Origin of the sequence: Pseudomonas sp. GL-B-12 (assembly GCF_019955895.1) — a bacterium.
Lineage (GTDB): Bacteria > Pseudomonadota > Gammaproteobacteria > Pseudomonadales > Pseudomonadaceae > Aquipseudomonas.
Genome location: NZ_JAHBCX010000055.1, coordinates 223,011 through 241,346, shown reverse-complemented (window position 1 = coordinate 241,346; position 18,336 = coordinate 223,011). Strand labels below are relative to the sequence as shown.

16 protein-coding genes are annotated in these 18,336 nt (G+C 60.9%); all 16 read right to left on the bottom strand.

The features are described 5' to 3' along the window. Positions 1-179: 179 nt before the first annotated feature. Complete coding sequence (gene lpxC, locus KGA85_RS26510; RefSeq protein WP_007916984.1) at positions 180-1,091, bottom strand: UDP-3-O-acyl-N-acetylglucosamine deacetylase; 912 nt, start codon at positions 1,089-1,091, stop codon at positions 180-182. A 112-nt stretch (positions 1,092-1,203) separates the two neighbouring features. After that, the gene (ftsZ, locus tag KGA85_RS26505) at positions 1,204-2,397 is read right to left on the bottom strand and encodes a cell division protein FtsZ (protein WP_150727950.1); all 1,194 of its coding nucleotides are present in this window, start codon (positions 2,395-2,397) and stop codon (positions 1,204-1,206) included. A 72-nt stretch (positions 2,398-2,469) separates the two neighbouring features. Continuing rightward, complete coding sequence (gene ftsA / locus KGA85_RS26500) at positions 2,470-3,729, bottom strand: cell division protein FtsA (protein ID WP_007972611.1); 1,260 nt, start codon at positions 3,727-3,729, stop codon at positions 2,470-2,472. Between the two features lie 15 nt (positions 3,730-3,744). Next, the gene (locus tag KGA85_RS26495; RefSeq protein ID WP_111279722.1) at positions 3,745-4,611 is read right to left on the bottom strand and encodes a cell division protein FtsQ/DivIB; all 867 of its coding nucleotides are present in this window, start codon (positions 4,609-4,611) and stop codon (positions 3,745-3,747) included. 4 nt (positions 4,612-4,615) lie between these two features. Further along, the gene (locus KGA85_RS26490) at positions 4,616-5,599 is read right to left on the bottom strand and encodes a D-alanine--D-alanine ligase (RefSeq protein ID WP_223459005.1); all 984 of its coding nucleotides are present in this window, start codon (positions 5,597-5,599) and stop codon (positions 4,616-4,618) included. Next, a complete protein-coding gene (murC, locus tag KGA85_RS26485) occupies positions 5,596-7,056 on the bottom strand; it encodes a UDP-N-acetylmuramate--L-alanine ligase (RefSeq protein ID WP_223459003.1) in 1,461 nt (486 codons plus the stop codon). Before murC ends, KGA85_RS26490 begins: the two co-directional genes overlap by 4 nt. Next, positions 7,049-8,119 (bottom strand): undecaprenyldiphospho-muramoylpentapeptide beta-N-acetylglucosaminyltransferase, encoded by a 1,071-nt coding sequence (murG, locus tag KGA85_RS26480; RefSeq protein WP_046041926.1) that lies wholly within the window; start codon positions 8,117-8,119, stop codon positions 7,049-7,051. The genes murC and murG overlap by 8 nt, the downstream gene beginning before the upstream one ends. Then, positions 8,109-9,326, bottom strand: a complete 1,218-nt coding sequence (gene ftsW / locus KGA85_RS26475) for a putative lipid II flippase FtsW (RefSeq protein WP_056726220.1) — start codon at positions 9,324-9,326, stop codon at positions 8,109-8,111. The genes murG and ftsW overlap by 11 nt, the downstream gene beginning before the upstream one ends. Beyond that, positions 9,323-10,669, bottom strand: coding sequence for a UDP-N-acetylmuramoyl-L-alanine--D-glutamate ligase (murD, locus tag KGA85_RS26470; protein WP_223459001.1), 1,347 nt, complete (start codon positions 10,667-10,669; stop codon positions 9,323-9,325). The genes ftsW and murD overlap by 4 nt, the downstream gene beginning before the upstream one ends. Before the next feature lie 6 nt (positions 10,670-10,675). Beyond that, complete coding sequence (gene mraY / locus KGA85_RS26465; RefSeq protein ID WP_223458998.1) at positions 10,676-11,758, bottom strand: phospho-N-acetylmuramoyl-pentapeptide-transferase; 1,083 nt, start codon at positions 11,756-11,758, stop codon at positions 10,676-10,678. Next, positions 11,758-13,125, bottom strand: a complete 1,368-nt coding sequence (locus KGA85_RS26460; protein WP_223458997.1) for a UDP-N-acetylmuramoyl-tripeptide--D-alanyl-D-alanine ligase — start codon at positions 13,123-13,125, stop codon at positions 11,758-11,760. Before KGA85_RS26460 ends, mraY begins: the two co-directional genes overlap by 1 nt. Beyond that, positions 13,118-14,581, bottom strand: a complete 1,464-nt coding sequence (locus KGA85_RS26455; protein WP_223543492.1) for a UDP-N-acetylmuramoyl-L-alanyl-D-glutamate--2,6-diaminopimelate ligase — start codon at positions 14,579-14,581, stop codon at positions 13,118-13,120. The genes KGA85_RS26460 and KGA85_RS26455 overlap by 8 nt, the downstream gene beginning before the upstream one ends. Next, the gene (locus tag KGA85_RS26450; protein WP_223459011.1) at positions 14,581-16,320 is read right to left on the bottom strand and encodes a peptidoglycan D,D-transpeptidase FtsI family protein; all 1,740 of its coding nucleotides are present in this window, start codon (positions 16,318-16,320) and stop codon (positions 14,581-14,583) included. The genes KGA85_RS26455 and KGA85_RS26450 overlap by 1 nt, the downstream gene beginning before the upstream one ends. After that, positions 16,320-16,613 carry a cell division protein FtsL gene (ftsL, locus tag KGA85_RS26445; protein WP_223458993.1) on the bottom strand — a complete coding sequence of 98 codons (294 nt, stop codon included), beginning with the start codon at positions 16,611-16,613 and terminating at the stop codon, positions 16,320-16,322. The genes KGA85_RS26450 and ftsL overlap by 1 nt, the downstream gene beginning before the upstream one ends. Further along, positions 16,610-17,557: a 16S rRNA (cytosine(1402)-N(4))-methyltransferase RsmH gene (rsmH, locus tag KGA85_RS26440; RefSeq protein ID WP_411741650.1), complete on the bottom strand. Its 948-nt coding sequence runs from the start codon at positions 17,555-17,557 to the stop codon at positions 16,610-16,612. Before rsmH ends, ftsL begins: the two co-directional genes overlap by 4 nt. Further along, entirely contained in the window at positions 17,554-18,009 is a 456-nt protein-coding gene (mraZ, locus tag KGA85_RS26435) for a division/cell wall cluster transcriptional repressor MraZ (protein WP_007917012.1), read from the bottom strand. Before mraZ ends, rsmH begins: the two co-directional genes overlap by 4 nt. Between the last annotated feature and the right edge of the window lie 327 nt (positions 18,010-18,336).

The window sequence follows — 18,336 nt, the reverse complement described above, 5'->3', positions numbered from 1 at the left end:
GCGGTTTCGCTCCACGCTTCCTCCCCACACTCGGTCGCCCTCATGCAGTTGCGCTTCGCTTCGTTCGCTGTGGTCAGCTTACGGCGGGACTTTCACCCACAAGATTGCGCCCATGCTGGGCGCACCATAAAAAAAGGCCACCCGAAGGTAGCCTTTAAAAAACTAGAGAGATTTTTTGCTCACACGGCCGCAACCGGACGCATGTAAGAGATCGGTGCAGTGCTGGCGTCTTCGAACGTCACGACTTCCCAGGCATCTGTCTGCTCAATCAACTTGCGCAGCAGCTGGTTGTTCAGTGCGTGGCCGGACTTGAAGCCCTTGAACTCACCAATCAGGCTATTGCCCAGCAGGTAGAGGTCACCAATTGCATCGAGAATCTTGTGCTTCACGAATTCGTCTTCATAACGAAGGCCGTCTTCGTTCAGTACGCCATCGGCGTCGACCACAATAGCGTTTTCAACGCTGCCGCCGAGTGCGAGGTTGTGCTTGCGCAGGTACTCGATGTCACTCATGAAACCGAAAGTACGGGCGCGGCTGACTTCTTTTACGAACGAAGTGCTGGAAAAATCCACGCTTGCACTTTGGGTGCGGTCCCGGAAAACCGGGTGATCGAAATCGATCTCGAAGCTCACCTTGAACCCTTCGAAAGGGACGAAAGTGGCGCGCTTGTCGCCGTCTTCCACTGTCACTTCACGCAGGATGCGGATGAATTTCTTGGCGGCGTCCTGTTCTTCCAGGCCAGCCGATTGAATCAGGAATACGAAGGGTCCAGCGCTGCCATCCATGATCGGGACTTCGGACGCGGAGAGCTCGACGTAGGCGTTATCGATGCCCAGGCCAGCCATGGCCGAGAGCAAGTGCTCTACCGTGTCCACTTTGACGTCGCCATTGATCAGCGTGGTCGACATAGTGGTTTCACCGACGTTTTCCGCGCGGGCAGGAATCTGCACCACAGGGTCGAGGTCAGCGCGACAAAACACAATGCCAGTGTCGACAGGCGCAGGCTTGAGGGTCAGGTAGACCTTCTCCCCGGAGTGCAGGCCTACACCTGTGGCACGGATAATATTTTTCAGTGTGCGTTGTTTAATCATGGCTTGGGCCGCTTCAGCGCAAATTGCGAACTGGTATCAACAAAGGCTGGCGATGATAGCAGACCGAGCCTTTGCTGAACACCAATCACCTTCATAGCCCTGATACATTCCATCAATCGGCCTGACGACGCAGGAAAGCCGGGATGTCCAGGTAGTCCAGGTCATCTTGCGGATTCATCTTCGCGGCAGTCGCAGCACCGGCCTGAGCCTGGTTGCGCATGACGGTCGGACGGTCCAGATCACGGTAGTTCACCGCTGGAGCTTCCTGACGAACAGGGGCCTGTTGTTGTGGCTGTGCAGACATCGAAGTGTGAACAGTGTTGTCGATGATCTTCACAGGCTTCTCGATTTTAGCGCCCAGACCTGTGGCAACGACAGTCACGTGCAGCTCGTCGCGCATGTCCGGATCGATAACGGTACCGACCTTGACCATCGCGTGCTCGGAAGCGAAGGCTTCGATGATGCTACCCACGTCGGAGTACTCACCCAGGGACAGGTCAGGACCGGCAGTGATGTTCACCAGGATGCCACGTGCGCCTTGCAGGTTCACGTCTTCGAGCAGCGGGTTGCGGATGGCCGCTTCGGTCGCTTCACGTGCACGGTTCGGACCGCTGGCGCAGCCAGTGCCCATCATCGCCATGCCCATTTCGCTCATCACGGTACGCACGTCGGCGAAGTCGACGTTGATCATGCCCGGACGTTTGATGATGTCGGAGATACCGCGAACGGCACCGGCCAGTACATCGTCGGCCTTGGCGAAAGCCGACAGCAGGCTTGCGTCTTTACCGAGGATGGTCAGCAGCTTCTCGTTGGGAATGGTGATCAACGAGTCGACGCTTTCAGACAGCAGACGGATGCCTTCGTCGGCGATCTGCATACGCTTGCGGCCTTCGAACGGGAACGGACGAGTCACGACCGCAACGGTCAGGATGCCCATTTCCTTGGCCACTTCGGCGATGATCGGCGCAGCACCGGTACCGGTACCGCCGCCCATGCCAGTGGTGATGAACACCATGTTGGTGCCCTGCAGGACTTCGGCAATGCGCTCACGGTCTTCCAGAGCAGCCTGACGACCTACTTCAGGGTTGGCGCCAGCGCCCAGGCCCTTGGTCACACCGGTACCCAGTTGCAGGATGGTCCGCGCGCCGATGGATTTCAGCGCCTGGGCATCAGTGTTGGCGCAGATGAACTCAACGCCTTCGATGTTGCTCTTGACCATGTGGTTGACAGCGTTGCCGCCGCCACCGCCGACACCGATAACTTTGATTACCGGGCTTGCGGGGATGTTGTCTACGAGTTCGAACATTTTCCCTCTCCTTACATTCTCTAGTTTTTTCGCCTACTGCGTGCTTCGGTGAAACGGTATTACGGTAAAGCTTTAGAAATTGCCCTGGACCCACTTCTTCAGTCGGTCCAGCAACGGAGCCTGTGGCTCTTCGTTGCTGTAGCTGTCGCGGCTGCCGATGCCCGAGAACGAGATGCCGTCGGACTGCTTCTGCAGGCCGTACATCAACAGGCCAACGCCAGTGGAATAGATCGGGTTGCGCACCACGTCATCCAGACCTTTGACGCCGTGAGGCACGCCCAGGCGGACCGGCATGTGGAAGATTTCCTCGGCCAGTTCAGTGGCGCCTTCCATCTTCGCGGTACCGCCGGTCAGCACGATACCGGCCGGGATCAGGTCTTCGTAGCCGCTGCGGCGCAGTTCGGCCTGGATCAGCGTGAACAGTTCGTCGTAGCGCGGCTCGACCACTTCGGCCAGGGCCTGGCGGGACAGTTCGCGCGGCGGACGGTCGCCGACGCTTGGTACCTTGATGGTTTCGCCGGCACCGGCCAGTTTGGCCAGGGCGCAGGCGTAGCGAATCTTGATTTCTTCGGCGTACTGGGTCGGAGTGCGCAACGCCATGGCGATGTCGTTGGTCACCTGGTCACCGGCAATCGGGATCACCGCGGTGTGACGGATCGCGCCTTCGGTGAAGATCGCGATATCGGTAGTACCGCCACCGATGTCCACCAGGCACACGCCCAGCTCTTTCTCGTCATCGGTCAGTACCGAGTACGCGGAAGCCAGTTGCTCGAGAATGATGTCGTCGATTTCCAGACCGCAGCGGCGCACGCATTTTTCAATGTTCTGTGCGGCGTTGACGGCGCAGGTGACCACGTGGACCTTGGCTTCCAGACGCACGCCGGACATGCCCAGCGGCTCGCGGACGCCTTCCTGGTTATCGATCACGTAATCCTGCGGCAGGGTGTGCAGCACGCGCTGGTCAGCCGGGATCGCCACGGCCTGGGCAGCGTCGAGCACACGCTCAAGGTCCGCCGAGCTGACTTCGCGATCACGAATCGCCACAATGCCGTGGGAATTCAGGCTGCGGATGTGATTGCCGGCCACGCCGACGAACGCCGAGTGAATGCGGCAACCAGCCATCAGCTGCGCTTCTTCGATGGCGCGCTGGATCGATTGCACGGTGGATTCAATGTTCACCACCACGCCTTTTTTCAGGCCACGGGACGGATGGGTACCGATCCCGACGATTTCCAGCGTGCCGTCGTCCGCGACCTCGCCCACCAGCGCCACCACCTTGGAGGTGCCGATATCGAGACCGACGATCATTTTGCCGCTTTGCACGTTTGCCATGGGTCCTGCCTCTTCTTAATTCTTCGCGACAGCGGGTTGGGCTGCCGTGGGCGCTACAGGTTCCCGCCAGCCAACAGCGAGGCCGTTGGCGTAGCGCAGATCGATGCGCGCAATGTTCGTAATCTGTTCTTTGAGCGTCTTGTCATAGATGGCGATGAAACGGCGCATCTTTTCCACCTGGTTGCCGCGTCCCAGCAGCAGTTCGATCCCGGGACCCGCGCTGCCGGGGCCGGTGGTCAGGAACCAGCTGCCGCGATCACGCAGTTCCAGACGTGCTATCGAGAAGCCCAGCGGCCTGAGCATCTGGCTCAGCACCTGGTATTGCTGCATCACTTGCTGTTGAGCCCGCTGCGGGCCGAACAGCTGAGGCAAGTGTTCGTAGTTCGCCAGCTCGCGCGGGGTGAAGGCCTGACCCTGGTTGTTCAACAGCGACTCGTCGCCCCAACGGGCCACCGGCAGTTGTTCTTCCAGGCGGATCACCACTTGATCCGGCCACACCCGGCGCACTTCGGCGTGGGCAATCCATGGCATCGTTTCCAGCTCGGTGCGCATGCTCGCCAGGTCGATGGTGAAGAAGCTCGACGCCACGTACGGGGCGATCCGCTGCTGCACCGCTTGCTGGCTGATGTAACTCAAGTCGCCCTGCACGTTGATCTTGGTGATCGGCCGGTCGGCATACGGCAACAGCCGTGTCGCGCCTTCGTAAGTACCGAACCCCAAAGCCACCAGCACTACCGGCCAGAACAGGCTTTTCAGAAAGCCGAAATTGGCTTTCGGCAGGCGCGCGGACATCGGCTCTTTGGCCACCATTCGGCTGGCACCCCGTGGCACCGGCTTGCGGCCGGGTGCGGGAGGCTGATGTCTGAGCTGAGCGCCTTGCATGGCCTTAACCTCTCGTCGACTCTTGGTTACCGGCAGCATTGCCGGCAACGCTCTGGGCCAGAATGGCCAGAACCAGTTGCTGGAAATTCAGACCGGCAGCACGGGCCGCCATCGGCACCAGGCTGTGATCGGTCATGCCCGGTGCGGTGTTGACTTCCAGGAACCAGAACTGCCCTTCGGCGTCCTGCATCACGTCTGCCCTGCCCCAACCGGCGATACCCAGCGCTTCACAGGCCTTAGCCGTGAGGTCCATGAGTTCCTGTTCCTTTGCGCTATCCAGCCCGCACGGAATGCGGTACTGGGTATCGTTGGCGATGTACTTGGCGTCGTAGTCGTAGAAGCTGTGCGTCGTGCCCAGGGCAATCGGTGGCAACACCTGGTCACGCAGGGTGGCGATGGTGAACTCCGGACCGTGAATCCATTGCTCGACCAGCACTTGCGAATCGTAGGTACTGGCCGCTTTCCATGCGTCGATCAATTCGGACGCGGAACTCACTTTGGCCATACCGATACTTGAACCTTCATGGGCCGGTTTGACGATCAAAGGGAAGCCCAGTTCCGTCGCTGCCGAAATACAATCGGCTTCGCTGCCGAGTACCGCGTGACGTGGCGTCGGAATGCCCAGGCTGTGCCAGACCTGCTTGGTGCGCAGTTTGTCCATGGCCAGGGCCGAAGCCAGGATGCCGCTGCCGGTGTACGGAATGCCCAGGCATTCGAGCAGACCCTGCATGCTGCCGTCTTCACCGCCACGACCGTGGAGGATGATGAAAGCGCGGTCGATCTTTTCGTTGAGCAGTCGCTGCAGCAGGTCATCGCCCACGTCGAGGCCGAACGCGTCCACACCGGCGCTTTGCAGTGCGTCGAGAACGGCGTTACCCGACTTCAGGGACACTTCACGCTCGGCACTCTTGCCGCCGAACAGCACGGCGACGCGGCCGAAGTCTTTCGGCGCGATCGTGGAGACCAGGTTGGCGTAGGCAGCAGTCATTTCAACTTCCCCTTCTCCGGCGCGGCAACGGCACCGGCGAACAACTCGCTTTTCAACAGTTTTGGTGCGAGACCGCCGATATCGCCGGCGCCCTGGCACAGCAGGATGTCGCCGGCGCGCAGCAGCGGCTTGACCACTGGCGCGAGGTCGACACCACGCTCGATGTAGATCGGGTCAAGCTGGCCACGCTGACGGATGCTGTTGCACAACTTGCGGCTGTCGGCACCCGGAATCGGCTCTTCGCCGGCCGGATAGACTTCCATCAGCAGCAGTACGTTGGCGTCGGCCAGCACATTGACGAAATCGTCGTACAGGTCACGGGTGCGGCTGTAACGGTGCGGCTGGTAGACCATCACCAGGCGGCGCTCCGGCCAGCCACCGCGTACGGCCTTGATCACGGCCGCGACTTCCGTCGGGTGGTGACCGTAGTCATCGACCAGCATCACATTGCCGCCGTCCACCGGCAGTTCGCCGTAGACCTGGAAGCGTCGGCCGACACCCTGGAACCCGGACAGGCCCTGGACGATGGCTTCATCGCTGACGCCTTCGTCGGTAGCGATGCAGATGGTCGCCAGTGCGTTCAATACGTTGTGGTTGCCCGGCATGTTCACCGAAACATCCAGCGGCTCACGGTCAGGGCGCAGCACGGTGAAGAAGGTCTGCATGCCTTGCTGGCGCACGTTGATGGCGCGCACGTCGCAGTCTTCGCCGAAGCCATAGGTGACCGTCGGGCGTTTGACCTGCGGGAGGATTTCACGCACCACCGGATCGTCCAGGCACACCACCGCCAGACCATAGAACGGCAGGTTGTGGAGGAATTCGACGAAGGTTTTCTTCAGTTTGTTGAAGTCACCGTCGTAGGTCGCCATGTGATCGGCATCGATGTTGGTGACCACGGCCACCAGCGGCTGCAAGTGCAGGAAGCTGGCGTCGCTCTCGTCGGCCTCGGCGATCAGGTAGCGGCTGGTGCCAAGCTGGGCATTGGTGCCCGCGGCATTCAGGCGTCCACCAATGACGAATGTCGGGTCCAGGCCACCGGCGGCGAACACCGAAGCGATCAGGCTGGTGGTGGTGGTTTTGCCGTGGGTACCGGCAACGGCGATACCGTGGCGATAACGCATCAGCTCAGCCAGCATCTCTGCACGCGGCACCACCGGAATACGGCGTTCCAGTGCGGTTGCAACTTCCGGGTTGGACGGGTTCACGGCGCTCGACACCACCAGCACATCGGCAGCGGCGGCGTTCTCGGCGCGGTGGCCGATGAAGATCTGCGCCCCGAAGGACTCCAGACGCTCGGTCACCGGCGAAGCCTTCAGGTCGGAACCGGACACTTCATAGCCCAGGTTCAACAACACTTCAGCAATCCCGCACATGCCCACACCGCCGATACCGACGAAGTGGATGCGACGGATACGGCGCATTTCCGGTTGTGGCATGGCTTTCTGACTCTCAACCATGGGCCACCTCCAGGCAGCTATCGACCACGTTACGGGTGGCATCGGGTTTGGCCAGGCGGCGTGCCGCGGTAGCCATTTCGTTGAGTCGTTGTGGTTGCATCAGGACCTCTGTCAGGCGAGCGGCAAGATCCGCTGCGCCAGTCGTTCTTTGTGGCATCAGGAAGGCTGCGCCTTCTCGGGCCAAATATTCGGCGTTGCGGGTCTGGTGATCGTCGATGGCGTGAGGCAAGGGCACCAGCATCGATGGCAGACCGGCAGCGGCCAGTTCACTGATGGTCAGCGCGCCTGCGCGACATACCACCAGGTCGGCCCAGCTGTAAGCTTGGGCCATGTCTTTGATGAAGGGCTGCACCTGCGCCTCGACGCCAGCCGCGCGATAGCGCTCTGCAGTCACTTCATCGTGGTTTTTGCCGGCCTGATGGAACACTTCCGGACGCAAATCGGCAGCGACTTGCGACAGGGCTTCAGGCAGCAACTTGTTCAACGGTTCTGCGCCCAGGCTTCCGCCCAGGATCAGCAAACGCGCCTTGCGACCGGCCAGGGCAGGTCGCGATGTCTCGAGGAACAGCTCGGTGCGCACCGGATTACCGGTGGTCCGGCGGCTGTCCGACAGGGTAAAGGTGTCGGGGAACGCTTCACAGACTCGGGCGGCCAACGGCACCAGCAACCGATTGGCGGTACCGGCCACGGCGTTCTGTTCGTGAACGATCACCGGCACGCCGGCCAGTTTGGCCGCGACACCGCCAGGGCCGGTCACAAAACCACCAAAACCCACGACACAGACCGGTTGCAGACGGCGAATGATCGCCCGCGCCTGCCAGACCGACTTGAACAACATGAACGGTGCCTTGAGCAGGGACAATTTGCCCTTGCCGCGCAGACCGCTGGCGTTGATCCGATGCAGCTCGATACCGGCCGCCGGCACCAGATCGTTCTCGATCCCACGCGGAGTGCCGAGCCAGTGCACGGTATAGCCGCGCGCCTGGAATTCTCGGGCACAGGCCAGCGCAGGGAACACGTGGCCACCGGTGCCGCCAGCCATGATCATGACGTTAGCGCCCATGGTTCGGCTCCTCGGCGAAGTCGCTCTCATGGAACTCCATCTCTTCACTGCCCAGGTGGGTTCGACTTTCCCACTCGATGCGCAGCAACAAGCCGAGACAGGCACAGCAAATGACCAACGAACTACCGCCATAACTGAGGAACGGCAGGGTCAGACCCTTGGTCGGCAGCAGACCGACGTTTACGCCGATGTTGATCAGGAATTGACCGATCCACAGGAACGACAGACCGTATGCCACGTAAGCCGCGAAAAACTGCTTGGCCTTCTCGGCCCACAAACCGATGTACATGCCGCGAATACACACGAAGACGAACAGTGCCACGGTGCACAACGAACCCACCGCACCCAGCTCCTCGGCGAGGACCGAAAACACGAAGTCAGTGTGGGCTTCCGGAAGGTAGAACTGTTTCTGCACGCTGTTGCCCAGGCCGACGCCCAGCCATTCGCCGCGACCGAAGGCGATCAACGCCTGGGACAGCTGATAGCCAGCACCGAACTGGTCGGCCCATGGGTCGGCAAAGTTGGTCAGACGCGCCATTCGATACGGCTGCATTTGAATCAACAACACCACCGCGCCGACGGCCAGGACCACCATCAGGGAAAAACGGAACAGCCCAACGCCGCCCAGGAACAGCATCGCCGCCGCAGCGCCCATCATCACGACGGTGGCACCGAAGTCCGGCTCCATCAGCAGCAGGCCCGCCATCGGCAGCAGCACGATGAACGGCTTGAAGAAGCCCATCCAGCTTTCACGCACTTCTTTCTGGCGACGCACCAGATAACCGGCGAGGTAGATCACCACGAACACCTTGGCGATCTCGGAAGGCTGGACGTTGAAGAAACTGAAGCCGATCCAGCGCATCGAGCCGTTAACCTCACGGCCGATCCCCGGAATGATCACCATCACCAGCAAGCCGAACGCCCCCAGCAGCATCAGCCAGCCCAAGCGTTGCCAGGTAGCGATCGGGATCATCATGGTGACGATGCAGGCACCCAGGCCCAGCACCACGTAAATGAGGTGGCGAATCATGTAATACAGGGCGCTGCCCGACTGCACGGCCGCCACTTCGGTCGATGCCGAGGCAATCATGATCAGCCCCAGGCCGAGCAGCGTCAGGCAACCGGCGAGCATCGGGAAGTCGAGGTCGATACCGCGCCCGGTGATAAGCGGCGATGGATACGGCTTGATGATGCCTTTCAGGCTCATGCCAGATCCTCCACGGCTTGGACGAACTGGTGACCACGGTCTTCGTAGTTCTTGAACATGTCGAAACTGGCGCAGGCTGGCGACAGCAGCACCACGTCGCCCGGCTGGGCTGCGGCGCGGCATTGCTCGACAGCCTCGACCAGGGAACCGGCGCGGATCAGCGGTACGGCATCGCCGATGGCCTCGCCGATCTTGTCGGAGTCGCGGCCCATCAGGACCACGGCGCGGCAGTTGGCCGCCACCGGATCGCGTAGGTCCTTGAACTCGGCCCCCTTGCCGTCGCCACCGGCGATCAGCACGACTTTGCCGTCGATGTCTGCGCCCAGGCCTTCGATGGCCGCCAGTGCAGCACCGACGTTGGTGGCCTTGGAATCGTTGTAGTAGCCCACGCCGTCGAGGTCGCGGACCCATTGGCAACGATGCTCGAGACCGGCGAAGGTGCGCAGGCTCGACAGCATGGCATCGAACGGCAGGCCGACCGCATGCCCTAGGGCCAGTGCTGCCAGGGCGTTGGACTGGTTGTGGGCGCCACGAATCTTCAATTCGCGCACTGGCATCAGATTCTGGAATTCGAAGGCCAGGTATTTCTCGCCGTCTTCTTCACGGATACCAAACGCCTTGAAATCGGGTTTGCTCAGGCCGAAGGTCCAGCATGGCTGCCCTTCGCCCATCAACGGACGACTCAGGGCATCCTGACGATTGACCACGAACTGTCTGGCACCGCGGAAGATCCGGTGCTTGGCCAGGTGGTAGGCCGGCAGACCGCTGTAACGGTCCATGTGGTCTTCGCTGACGTTGAGCACGGTCGCCACTTCGGCGTTGAGTTGGTCGGTGGTTTCCAGCTGGAAACTCGACAATTCCATCACGTACAACTCGACGTCGTCGCTGAGCAAGTCCAACGCCGGGGTACCGAGATTGCCACCGACGGCAACACGTTTGCCGGCCGCAGCCGCCATCTCGCCGACCAGAGTGGTCACGGTACTTTTCGCGTTGGAGCCGCTGATGGCCACGATCGGCGCCTTCGCGTTACGCGCGAACAGCTCGATGTCACCGGACAATTTCACGCCACGGGCGGCGGCGGCCTGCAGGGCCGGGGTCGCCAGCGCCAGGCCGGGGCTCACGTAGAGCTCGTCGGCACGGCACAGGAACTCGACGTCCAGCTCGCCACAACGCACTTCCACGTGCGGATAGTCACGCTTGAGCGTGGCCAGTTCCGGTGGATTTTCCCGCGTATCGGCCACGGCAAACGCCACGCCCCGGTTCGCCAGGAAGCGAATCAGGGACATGCCGCTCTTGCCGAGGCCGACAACGATGCGGAAGTGGTCAGAAGCGATCAGAGACACGAGTTTCTACCTCAGCTTCAGGGTGGCAAGGCCGACCAGCACAAGAATCACGGTGATGATCCAGAAACGGACGATCACGCGCGGCTCGGGCCAGCCCTTGAGTTCAAAGTGGTGATGAATCGGTGCCATGCGGAATACGCGGCGACCGGTCAGTTTAAAAGAGGCGACCTGAATGACGACGGACAGGGTTTCCATCACGAACACGCCGCCCATGATGAACAGGACGATTTCCTGACGGACGATCACCGCGATGGTGCCCAGGGCCGCGCCCAGCGCCAGTGCGCCGACGTCACCCATGAAGACTTGTGCCGGATAGGTGTTGAACCAGAGAAAGCCCAGGCCAGCTCCGATCAACGCGCCACAGAACACGATCAACTCGCCTGCGCCCGGTACGTAAGGAATCAGCAGGTATTCGGCGAACTTCACGTTACCCGACAGGTAGCAGAAAATGCCCAGGCCACCGCCGACCATCACGGTCGGCATGATCGCCAGGCCGTCGAGGCCGTCGGTCAGGTTGACCGCGTTGCTCGAACCGACGATCACAAAGTAGGTCAGGACGATGAAACCGGCGCCCAGAGGAATGCTGTAGTCCTTGAGCATCGGCAGGATCAGCGTGGTTTCCACCGGCGTGGCGGCGGTCACATACAGAAAGATCGCCGCGCCCAGACCGAATACCGACTGCCAGAAATACTTCCAGCGACTTGGCAGCCCCCGGGAGTTCTTCTCGATGACCTTGCGGTAGTCGTCGACCCAGCCGATGGCGCCGAACAGCAGGGTCACCAACAGTACGACCCAGACGTAACGGTTGGTCAGGTCAGCCCAAAGCAGGGTACTGACGCCGATGGATGACAGAATCAGCGCGCCACCCATGGTCGGTGTACCCGACTTGGACAGGTGCGACTGCGGGCCGTCGTTGCGAACGGATTGACCGATCTGACGGTTCTGCAACGTGCGGATCATCCATGGGCCATAGCACAGCGACAGGACCAGCGCGGTCAGTACACCGAGAATCCCGCGCAGGGTCAGGTACTGGAAGACCGCGAAGCCTTTGTAGAACTGTTGCAGATACTCCGCTAGCAGCAGCAGCATTAATGTTTCTCCAGACTGGACCCGCACAAGGCGGCGACGACGTTTTCCATCGCAGCGCTGCGCGACCCCTTGATCAAAATGGTGGTGTTTGTGTCTTGCTCGGCGCCCAGGGCCTTGATCAGCTCAGCCTGCGTGCTGAAGTGAAAAGCCTGTGGACCGAATGCGTTCACGGCGTGAGCCATCATTGGCCCGACGGCGTACAGCGCAGAAACCTTGCCACGGGCGTACTCGCCCACGTCGCGGTGCCCCTGCTCCGCCCATTCGCCCAACTCGCCGATATCCCCGAGCACCAGGACGGTGCGACCGGAAAAGCCGGCCAGTATATCAACGGCAGCGCACATTGAGGTGGGATTGGCGTTGTAAGTGTCATCGATCACGCGCATGCCATTGCTGGCCAATTGCGCAACGGTGCGACCCTTGACCGGTTGCACCGCGCCAAGGCCAGCGGCGATACCGAACAGCGACACACCCAGGGCATGGGCGGCAGCGGCGGCTGCCATGGCATTGGCGACGTTATGGGTGCCGAGCAGGTTCAGTTGAACGCGCTCCGAGCCTTCAGGGCTGTGCAGGTTGAACGCCGGGCAGCCGCGCGCATCGGTGGCCAGGTCACTGGCGTAGAAATCGGCGCTGGAGTTGCTCAACGCAAACGTCAGCACTTTGCGGTCACCGGCGCGCGCCTTCCAGATACCGAATGCCTTGTCGTCGAGATTGAGAACGGCGACGCCATCGGCATCCAGCCCTTCAATGATCTCGCCCTTGGCTTCGACGATTTTTTCCGGACCGCCGAACTCGCCGACGTGGGCGGTCCCGGCGTTATTGAGAATGGCCACGTGCGGCTTGGTCAGGTCGACGGTGTAGGCAATTTCACCCAGGCGCGACGCGCCCAGTTCGATCACGGCAGCGGTGTGTTCCGGTGCCAGTTCAAGCAAGGTCAGCGGCACGCCGAGGTCGTTGTTCAGGTTGCCACGGGTCGCCAGCACTGCACCGCGCGTACGCAGGATGCTCGCAAGCATCTCCTTGACCGTGGTCTTGCCGCTGGAACCGGTGACGGCTGCGACCGGATTAGTGTAGGCGGCGCGATTCAGCGCACCCAACTGGCCCAAGGCCTGCCGAGTGTCGCTGACTAGTAACTGCGGCAGCGTGCTGTCGGCGACTTCACGCTCGACCAGCGCAGCCACGGCGCCCTTGGCGGCGACTTCATTGAGATAATCATGACCATCGAAGCGCGGACCGGCCAACGCGATAAACAGTTGACCGGGCTTGATTGCGCGGCTGTCGATGCTGACACCGTCGAAACTGGCATCGGCGGACACCAGGCGAGCATTCAGTGCAGCGGTCAGTTCACTCAGTTTCAAGGCCTTAAGCATGGGCCACCTCCCACGCGGTCAAGGCATGATCGGCCTCGACCAGATCGGAAAAGGCATGACGCTCGCCGTTGATTTCCTGATAGTCCTCGTGACCTTTACCGGCCAGGACAATCACGTCGTCCACCGAAGCGCTGGCGATCAGTTGGGCAATCGCCTGGCCACGACCGGCAACGAACTCCACTTTATCCACAGCCGTGAAACCGGCGCGGATGTCGTCGAAAATCACCGATGGATCTTCCGTACGCGGATTGTCATCGGTCACCAGCACGCCATCGGCCAGGCGCTCGACCACTTCGGCCATCAACGGACGCTTGCCGCGATCGCGGTCGCCGCCACAGCCGAACAGGCACAGCAACCGGCCCTTGGCGTGTGGACGCAGGGCCAGCAATACTTTTTCCAGGGCATCCGGGGTGTGGGCGTAATCGACCACCACCAGCGGCTGCGAACCACCGCCCAGACGCTGCATGCGACCGGCAGGGCCTTCAAGCTGCGGCAGCACCTTGAGGATTTCGTCCAGGGCGTAATCAAGACCGAGCAACGCGCCGACCGCGGCCAGGACATTGCTCAGGTTGAAGCGACCGAGCAAGGTGCTGCGCAAGAGGTGTTCGCCCTGCGGCGTGACCAGTGTGGCGCGCACGCCTTCGTCGTCGAATTGCGCCTGGCGGCAATACAGGTAAGCGCTGGAATTTTCCAGGCTATAGGTGATCAGCCGCGATTCGCACTTGTCGGCAGCCAGTTGCCGACCAAACTTGTCGTCGAGGTTGACCACGCGGCATTTCAAATCATTCCAGGCAAACAGCCTGGACTTGGCTTCGCCGTAAGCCTGCATGGTGCCGTGGTAATCCAGGTGATCGCGGGACAGGTTGGTCATCACTGCCACATCGAAGGCCAATGCGGTCACGCGACCCTGGTCCAGGCCATGGGAAGAAACTTCCATGGCGACGGCTTTGGCCCCGGCCTTCTTCAGGTCCGCCAGGGTCGCTTGCACGGCAATCGGATTCGGCGTGGTGTGCAGGCCGCTTTCCAGCGCACCGTAGAAACCGGAACCGAGCGTGCCGACCAGGCCGCAGTGCTGGCCGAGCAGGTCCAGTGCCTGGGCGACCAATTGCGTCACGCTGGTCTTGCCGTTGGTGCCGGTTACGCCCACCAAGTTCAGGTGATGGCTAGGTTCGCCATAAAAACGCCCGGCGATGTCCGACAGTTGAGCCGCCAGGCCTTTGACCGGAATCAGCGGCACTTCAGTGATCGGCAGGATCGTGGCGCCTTCTACTTCATAGGCCACCGCAGCAGCACCGCGCTGCAAGGCGTCGGCAATATGCGCGCGCCCATCGAATTTCCCGCCCGGCACGGCGAGGAACAGATCACCCGCGCGCACATTGCGGCTGTCCAGGGCGAGTTCGCGAATCAGCAGATCGTGGCCGGCGTGAGGGAAAATCTTGTTCAGGCTCAGAGACATCAGCCGCGCCCTCCATTGGCTTTCAGCGGAACGACCGGTGTTGCGTTCGCTTGTTGAGTAGGTGGCAGGTTGTCCGGCGTAATGTTCATCAGGCGCAGGGTGCCCGACATCACTCGGCTGAACACCGGCGCGGAAACCAGGCCACCGAAGTAACCGGCCTTGGTCGGCTCGTCGATTACCACCACGATGGCGTAACGCGGATCGCTCATCGGGCCGAAACCGGCGAACAACGAACGGTAGGAGTTCTCGGCGTAACCCTTGGTGCCAACCGAGGTTTTACGCGCAGTACCCGACTTGCCGCCCACGTGATACGCCGGCACCTGCGCACGGAATACACCGCGCGGGGCTTCGATCACTTGTTGCAGCATGCCTTGCATGGTTTTCGCGACCGCCTCCGGCAGCACCTGGGTGGTTTGCGGTGCCTTGTCTGTCTTGATCAGGGTCAGCGGTGCGAGGCGACCGTTGTTGGCCAGGGCCGAGAAGGCGTGGACCAACTGGATCGCGGTCACGGAGATACCGTAGCCGTAGGACAGTGTGGCGGTTTCTGCCTTGCGCCATTCACGGTAGTTCGGCAGGTTGCCGACGCGCTCGCCCGGGAAGCCCAGGCCGGTGTCCTGGCCGAGGCCGACTTTCTGCGCCAGACGGAAAATGGTTTCGCCGCCGATATCGAATGCGACCTTGCTCATGCCGACGTTACTGGAGTTGATCAGGATCCCGGTCAGGTCGAGTACCGGACCTTCGGTCTTCGATACGTCCTTGATGGTGTACTTACCAATCTGCAAGGAGCCCGGATACACCTCGACGGTGTCGCTCGGTTTCCAGCGGCCGGTTTCGATCGCGGCGCTCATCGAGATCGCTTTCATGGTCGAGCCTGGCTCGAACACGTCGATCATCGCGCGGTTACGCATCATCGCCGGCTGCAGGTTGCGACGGTTGTTCGGGTTGTAGGTCGGCTGGTTGACCATTGCGAGAATCTCGCCGGTCTTCACGTCCATGATCACCAGGCTGCCGGCCTTGGCGCCGTTCTCGATGATCGCGTTGCGCAATTCGCGGTTGGCCAGGTATTGCAGGCGCAGGTCAATGGACAACGCCAAGGGCTTACCGGCCTTGGCGTTTTTGGTGACCTGGACATCCTTGATCAGCCGGCCGCGCCGGTCCTTGATCACCTGACGCTTGCCAGGGACCCCGGCCAGCCATTCGTCGTAGGCCAGTTCGACGCCTTCACGACCGTGATCGTCGATGTCGGTAAACCCAACCATATGAGCAGTGACTTCGCCGGCAGGATAAAACCGCCGAAACTCTTCGATGCCATAGACACCCGGCACCTTCAGGTCGAGCACGGCCTGACCCTGCTCAGGCGTCAGCCCGCGCACCAGGTAAATGAATTCTTTGTTGGCCTGGGCTTCAAGACGCTCGGTCAGGGCTTTGGGATCCTGTCCCAGCGCTGCGGCCAGTGCTGGCCACTTGTCTTTTTCCAGCTGCATTTCCTTGGCGTTGGCCCACAGAGTGGTCACCGGGGTACTGACGGCCAAAGGCTCGCCGTTACGGTCGGTGATCAGACCACGGTGAGCCGGAATCGGAATATGACGAACGCTGCGCGCATCGCCCTGACCTTTAAGGAAGGCACGATCGACCACTTGCAGGTCAATAATGCGCCAGGCAATCGCGGCCACCATGACGCCAAGCAAACCCAGCACCACGCGGAACCGCCAAGGAAAGAGTGCACCTTCGAGTTTCATCATGGCGCCACCATCTTCACGTCAGCGGCACCGGGGATGTGCATTTTCAATTGTTCGGTGGCCAGCACTTCGATACGGCTGTGGGCGGTCCAGGTGCTCTGCTCCAGAATCAACCGGCCCCACTCGGCTTGCGCCTTGTCGCGCACGCTCAATTCGTTGTACAGCGTGTTCAGCAACTGGCGATTCCAGTGGGCGCTGTAAGACACGCCGATGGCCGACACCAGCACGCCGACAAACAGCAGCAGCATGAAGAAGCTTCCGCCGGGCAAAGGCTTGGCGAAAAGCTTGCTCACCGCAGCTTCTCCGCCACACGCATGACAGCACTACGGGAACGTGGGTTGGCTTTGAGTTCGGCGTCGGAGGCCGTCTGCGCTTTGCCATGGACTTTGATTTTCGGTTCGAAGGCGACATGCCGAACCGGCAGGTTGCGCGGCAGGTTGTCGGCTTCGCCTTTCACCAGCTTGCGCATGAACAGCTTGACGATACGGTCTTCCAGCGAATGGAAGCTGATCACCACCAGGCGACCGCCCACTTCCAGGCATTCCAGCGCGGCTTCAAGGCCGGTTTCCAGATCACCCAGTTCGTTGTTGACGTGAATACGCAACCCCTGGAAGGCGCGGGTTGCAGGGTTTTTGCCCTTTTCCCACGCCGGGTTGGCGACCTTCAGGACTTCTGCCAGGTCACCGGTGCGCTCGAATGGCTTGATGTCGCGGCGCTCGGCCACGGCACGGGCCATGCGGCCGGAGAAACGCTCTTCGCCGTATTCCTTGAACACCCGGGCGATTTCTTCCACAGGCGCGGTGTTGACGAATTCGGCGGCGCTGATGCCACGGGACGGATCCATGCGCATGTCCAGCGGACCGTCGTTGAGGAAGCTGAAGCCGCGCTCAGGATCGTCGAGCTGCGGCGAAGATACGCCCAGATCCAGCAGAACGCCGCTGACCTTGCCGTTCATCCCGCGTTCGGCGACTTCCGAACCGAGCTCGGCAAAGCTGCGCTGCACAACGACAAAGCGGCCGTCTTCGGCCGCTAGCGTTTGCCCGGTGGCAATCGCTTGTGGATCTTTATCGAATCCGAGCAACCGACCATCGGGACCGAGCTGGCTGAGGATCAACCGGCTGTGTCCGCCGCGCCCGAACGTGCCGTCCAGATAGCAGCCATCAGGACGTACGGCGAGAGCCTCGACGGCTTCGTCAAGCAGTACGGTGATGTGGTTAAAGCCGCTATCAATAGTCACAGGATCAAATCACGCAGTTCATCAGGCATCGCGCCCGGTTGTTGAATGGCAGCCAGGTCAGCGGCAGAAACCGCGTTCCAGGCATCCTCGTCCCACAATTGGAACTTGTTCAGTTGGCCTACCAACATCGCGCGCTTATCCAACTTGGCATATTCACGAAGACGCGGCGGAACCAGAAAACGACCACTGCCATCGAGCTCGAGGTCGACGGCATTACCAATCAGTAAACGTTGCAAGCGGCGGTTCTCTTCGCGAAGCGAAGGCAGTGCGCGCAGTTTGGTTTCAATAATTTCCCACTCATCGAGGGGGTAAACACACAAACAAGGATCAACGGCATCAATTGTCACGATCAATTGACCGGAGCTGCGCGAATCGAGCTCGTCACGGTACCGGCTCGGCATTGCGAGACGGCCCTTTGCATCGAGACTGATAGCGTTGGCTCCGCGAAACACGTCAGCGCTTCTCCAAATTCTAGCGTTTTGAGTTCAAAAAACCCACTTCATGCCACTTTCCGCCACTTACGCACACTATAGGAATGCGCCCACCACACCGTCAAGGCGCGGATTAAAGGAAAACCCTTACAGAACTGAGATTTAGGAGCATTAAAGGAGGAGCAATGAGGATCCGGCAGATGAAACTGACCAATAACTTGAATCAGCACAGGAGGCTGCGTTCGGAAGTTAAAGTAATTTATTAAGAGTAAGATTTTTTTGGTATTACAAAAGTGGTTCTGCGGACGATTGTGTAAGGAGGGAAACCGGTGCTGCGTGGAGTTTATG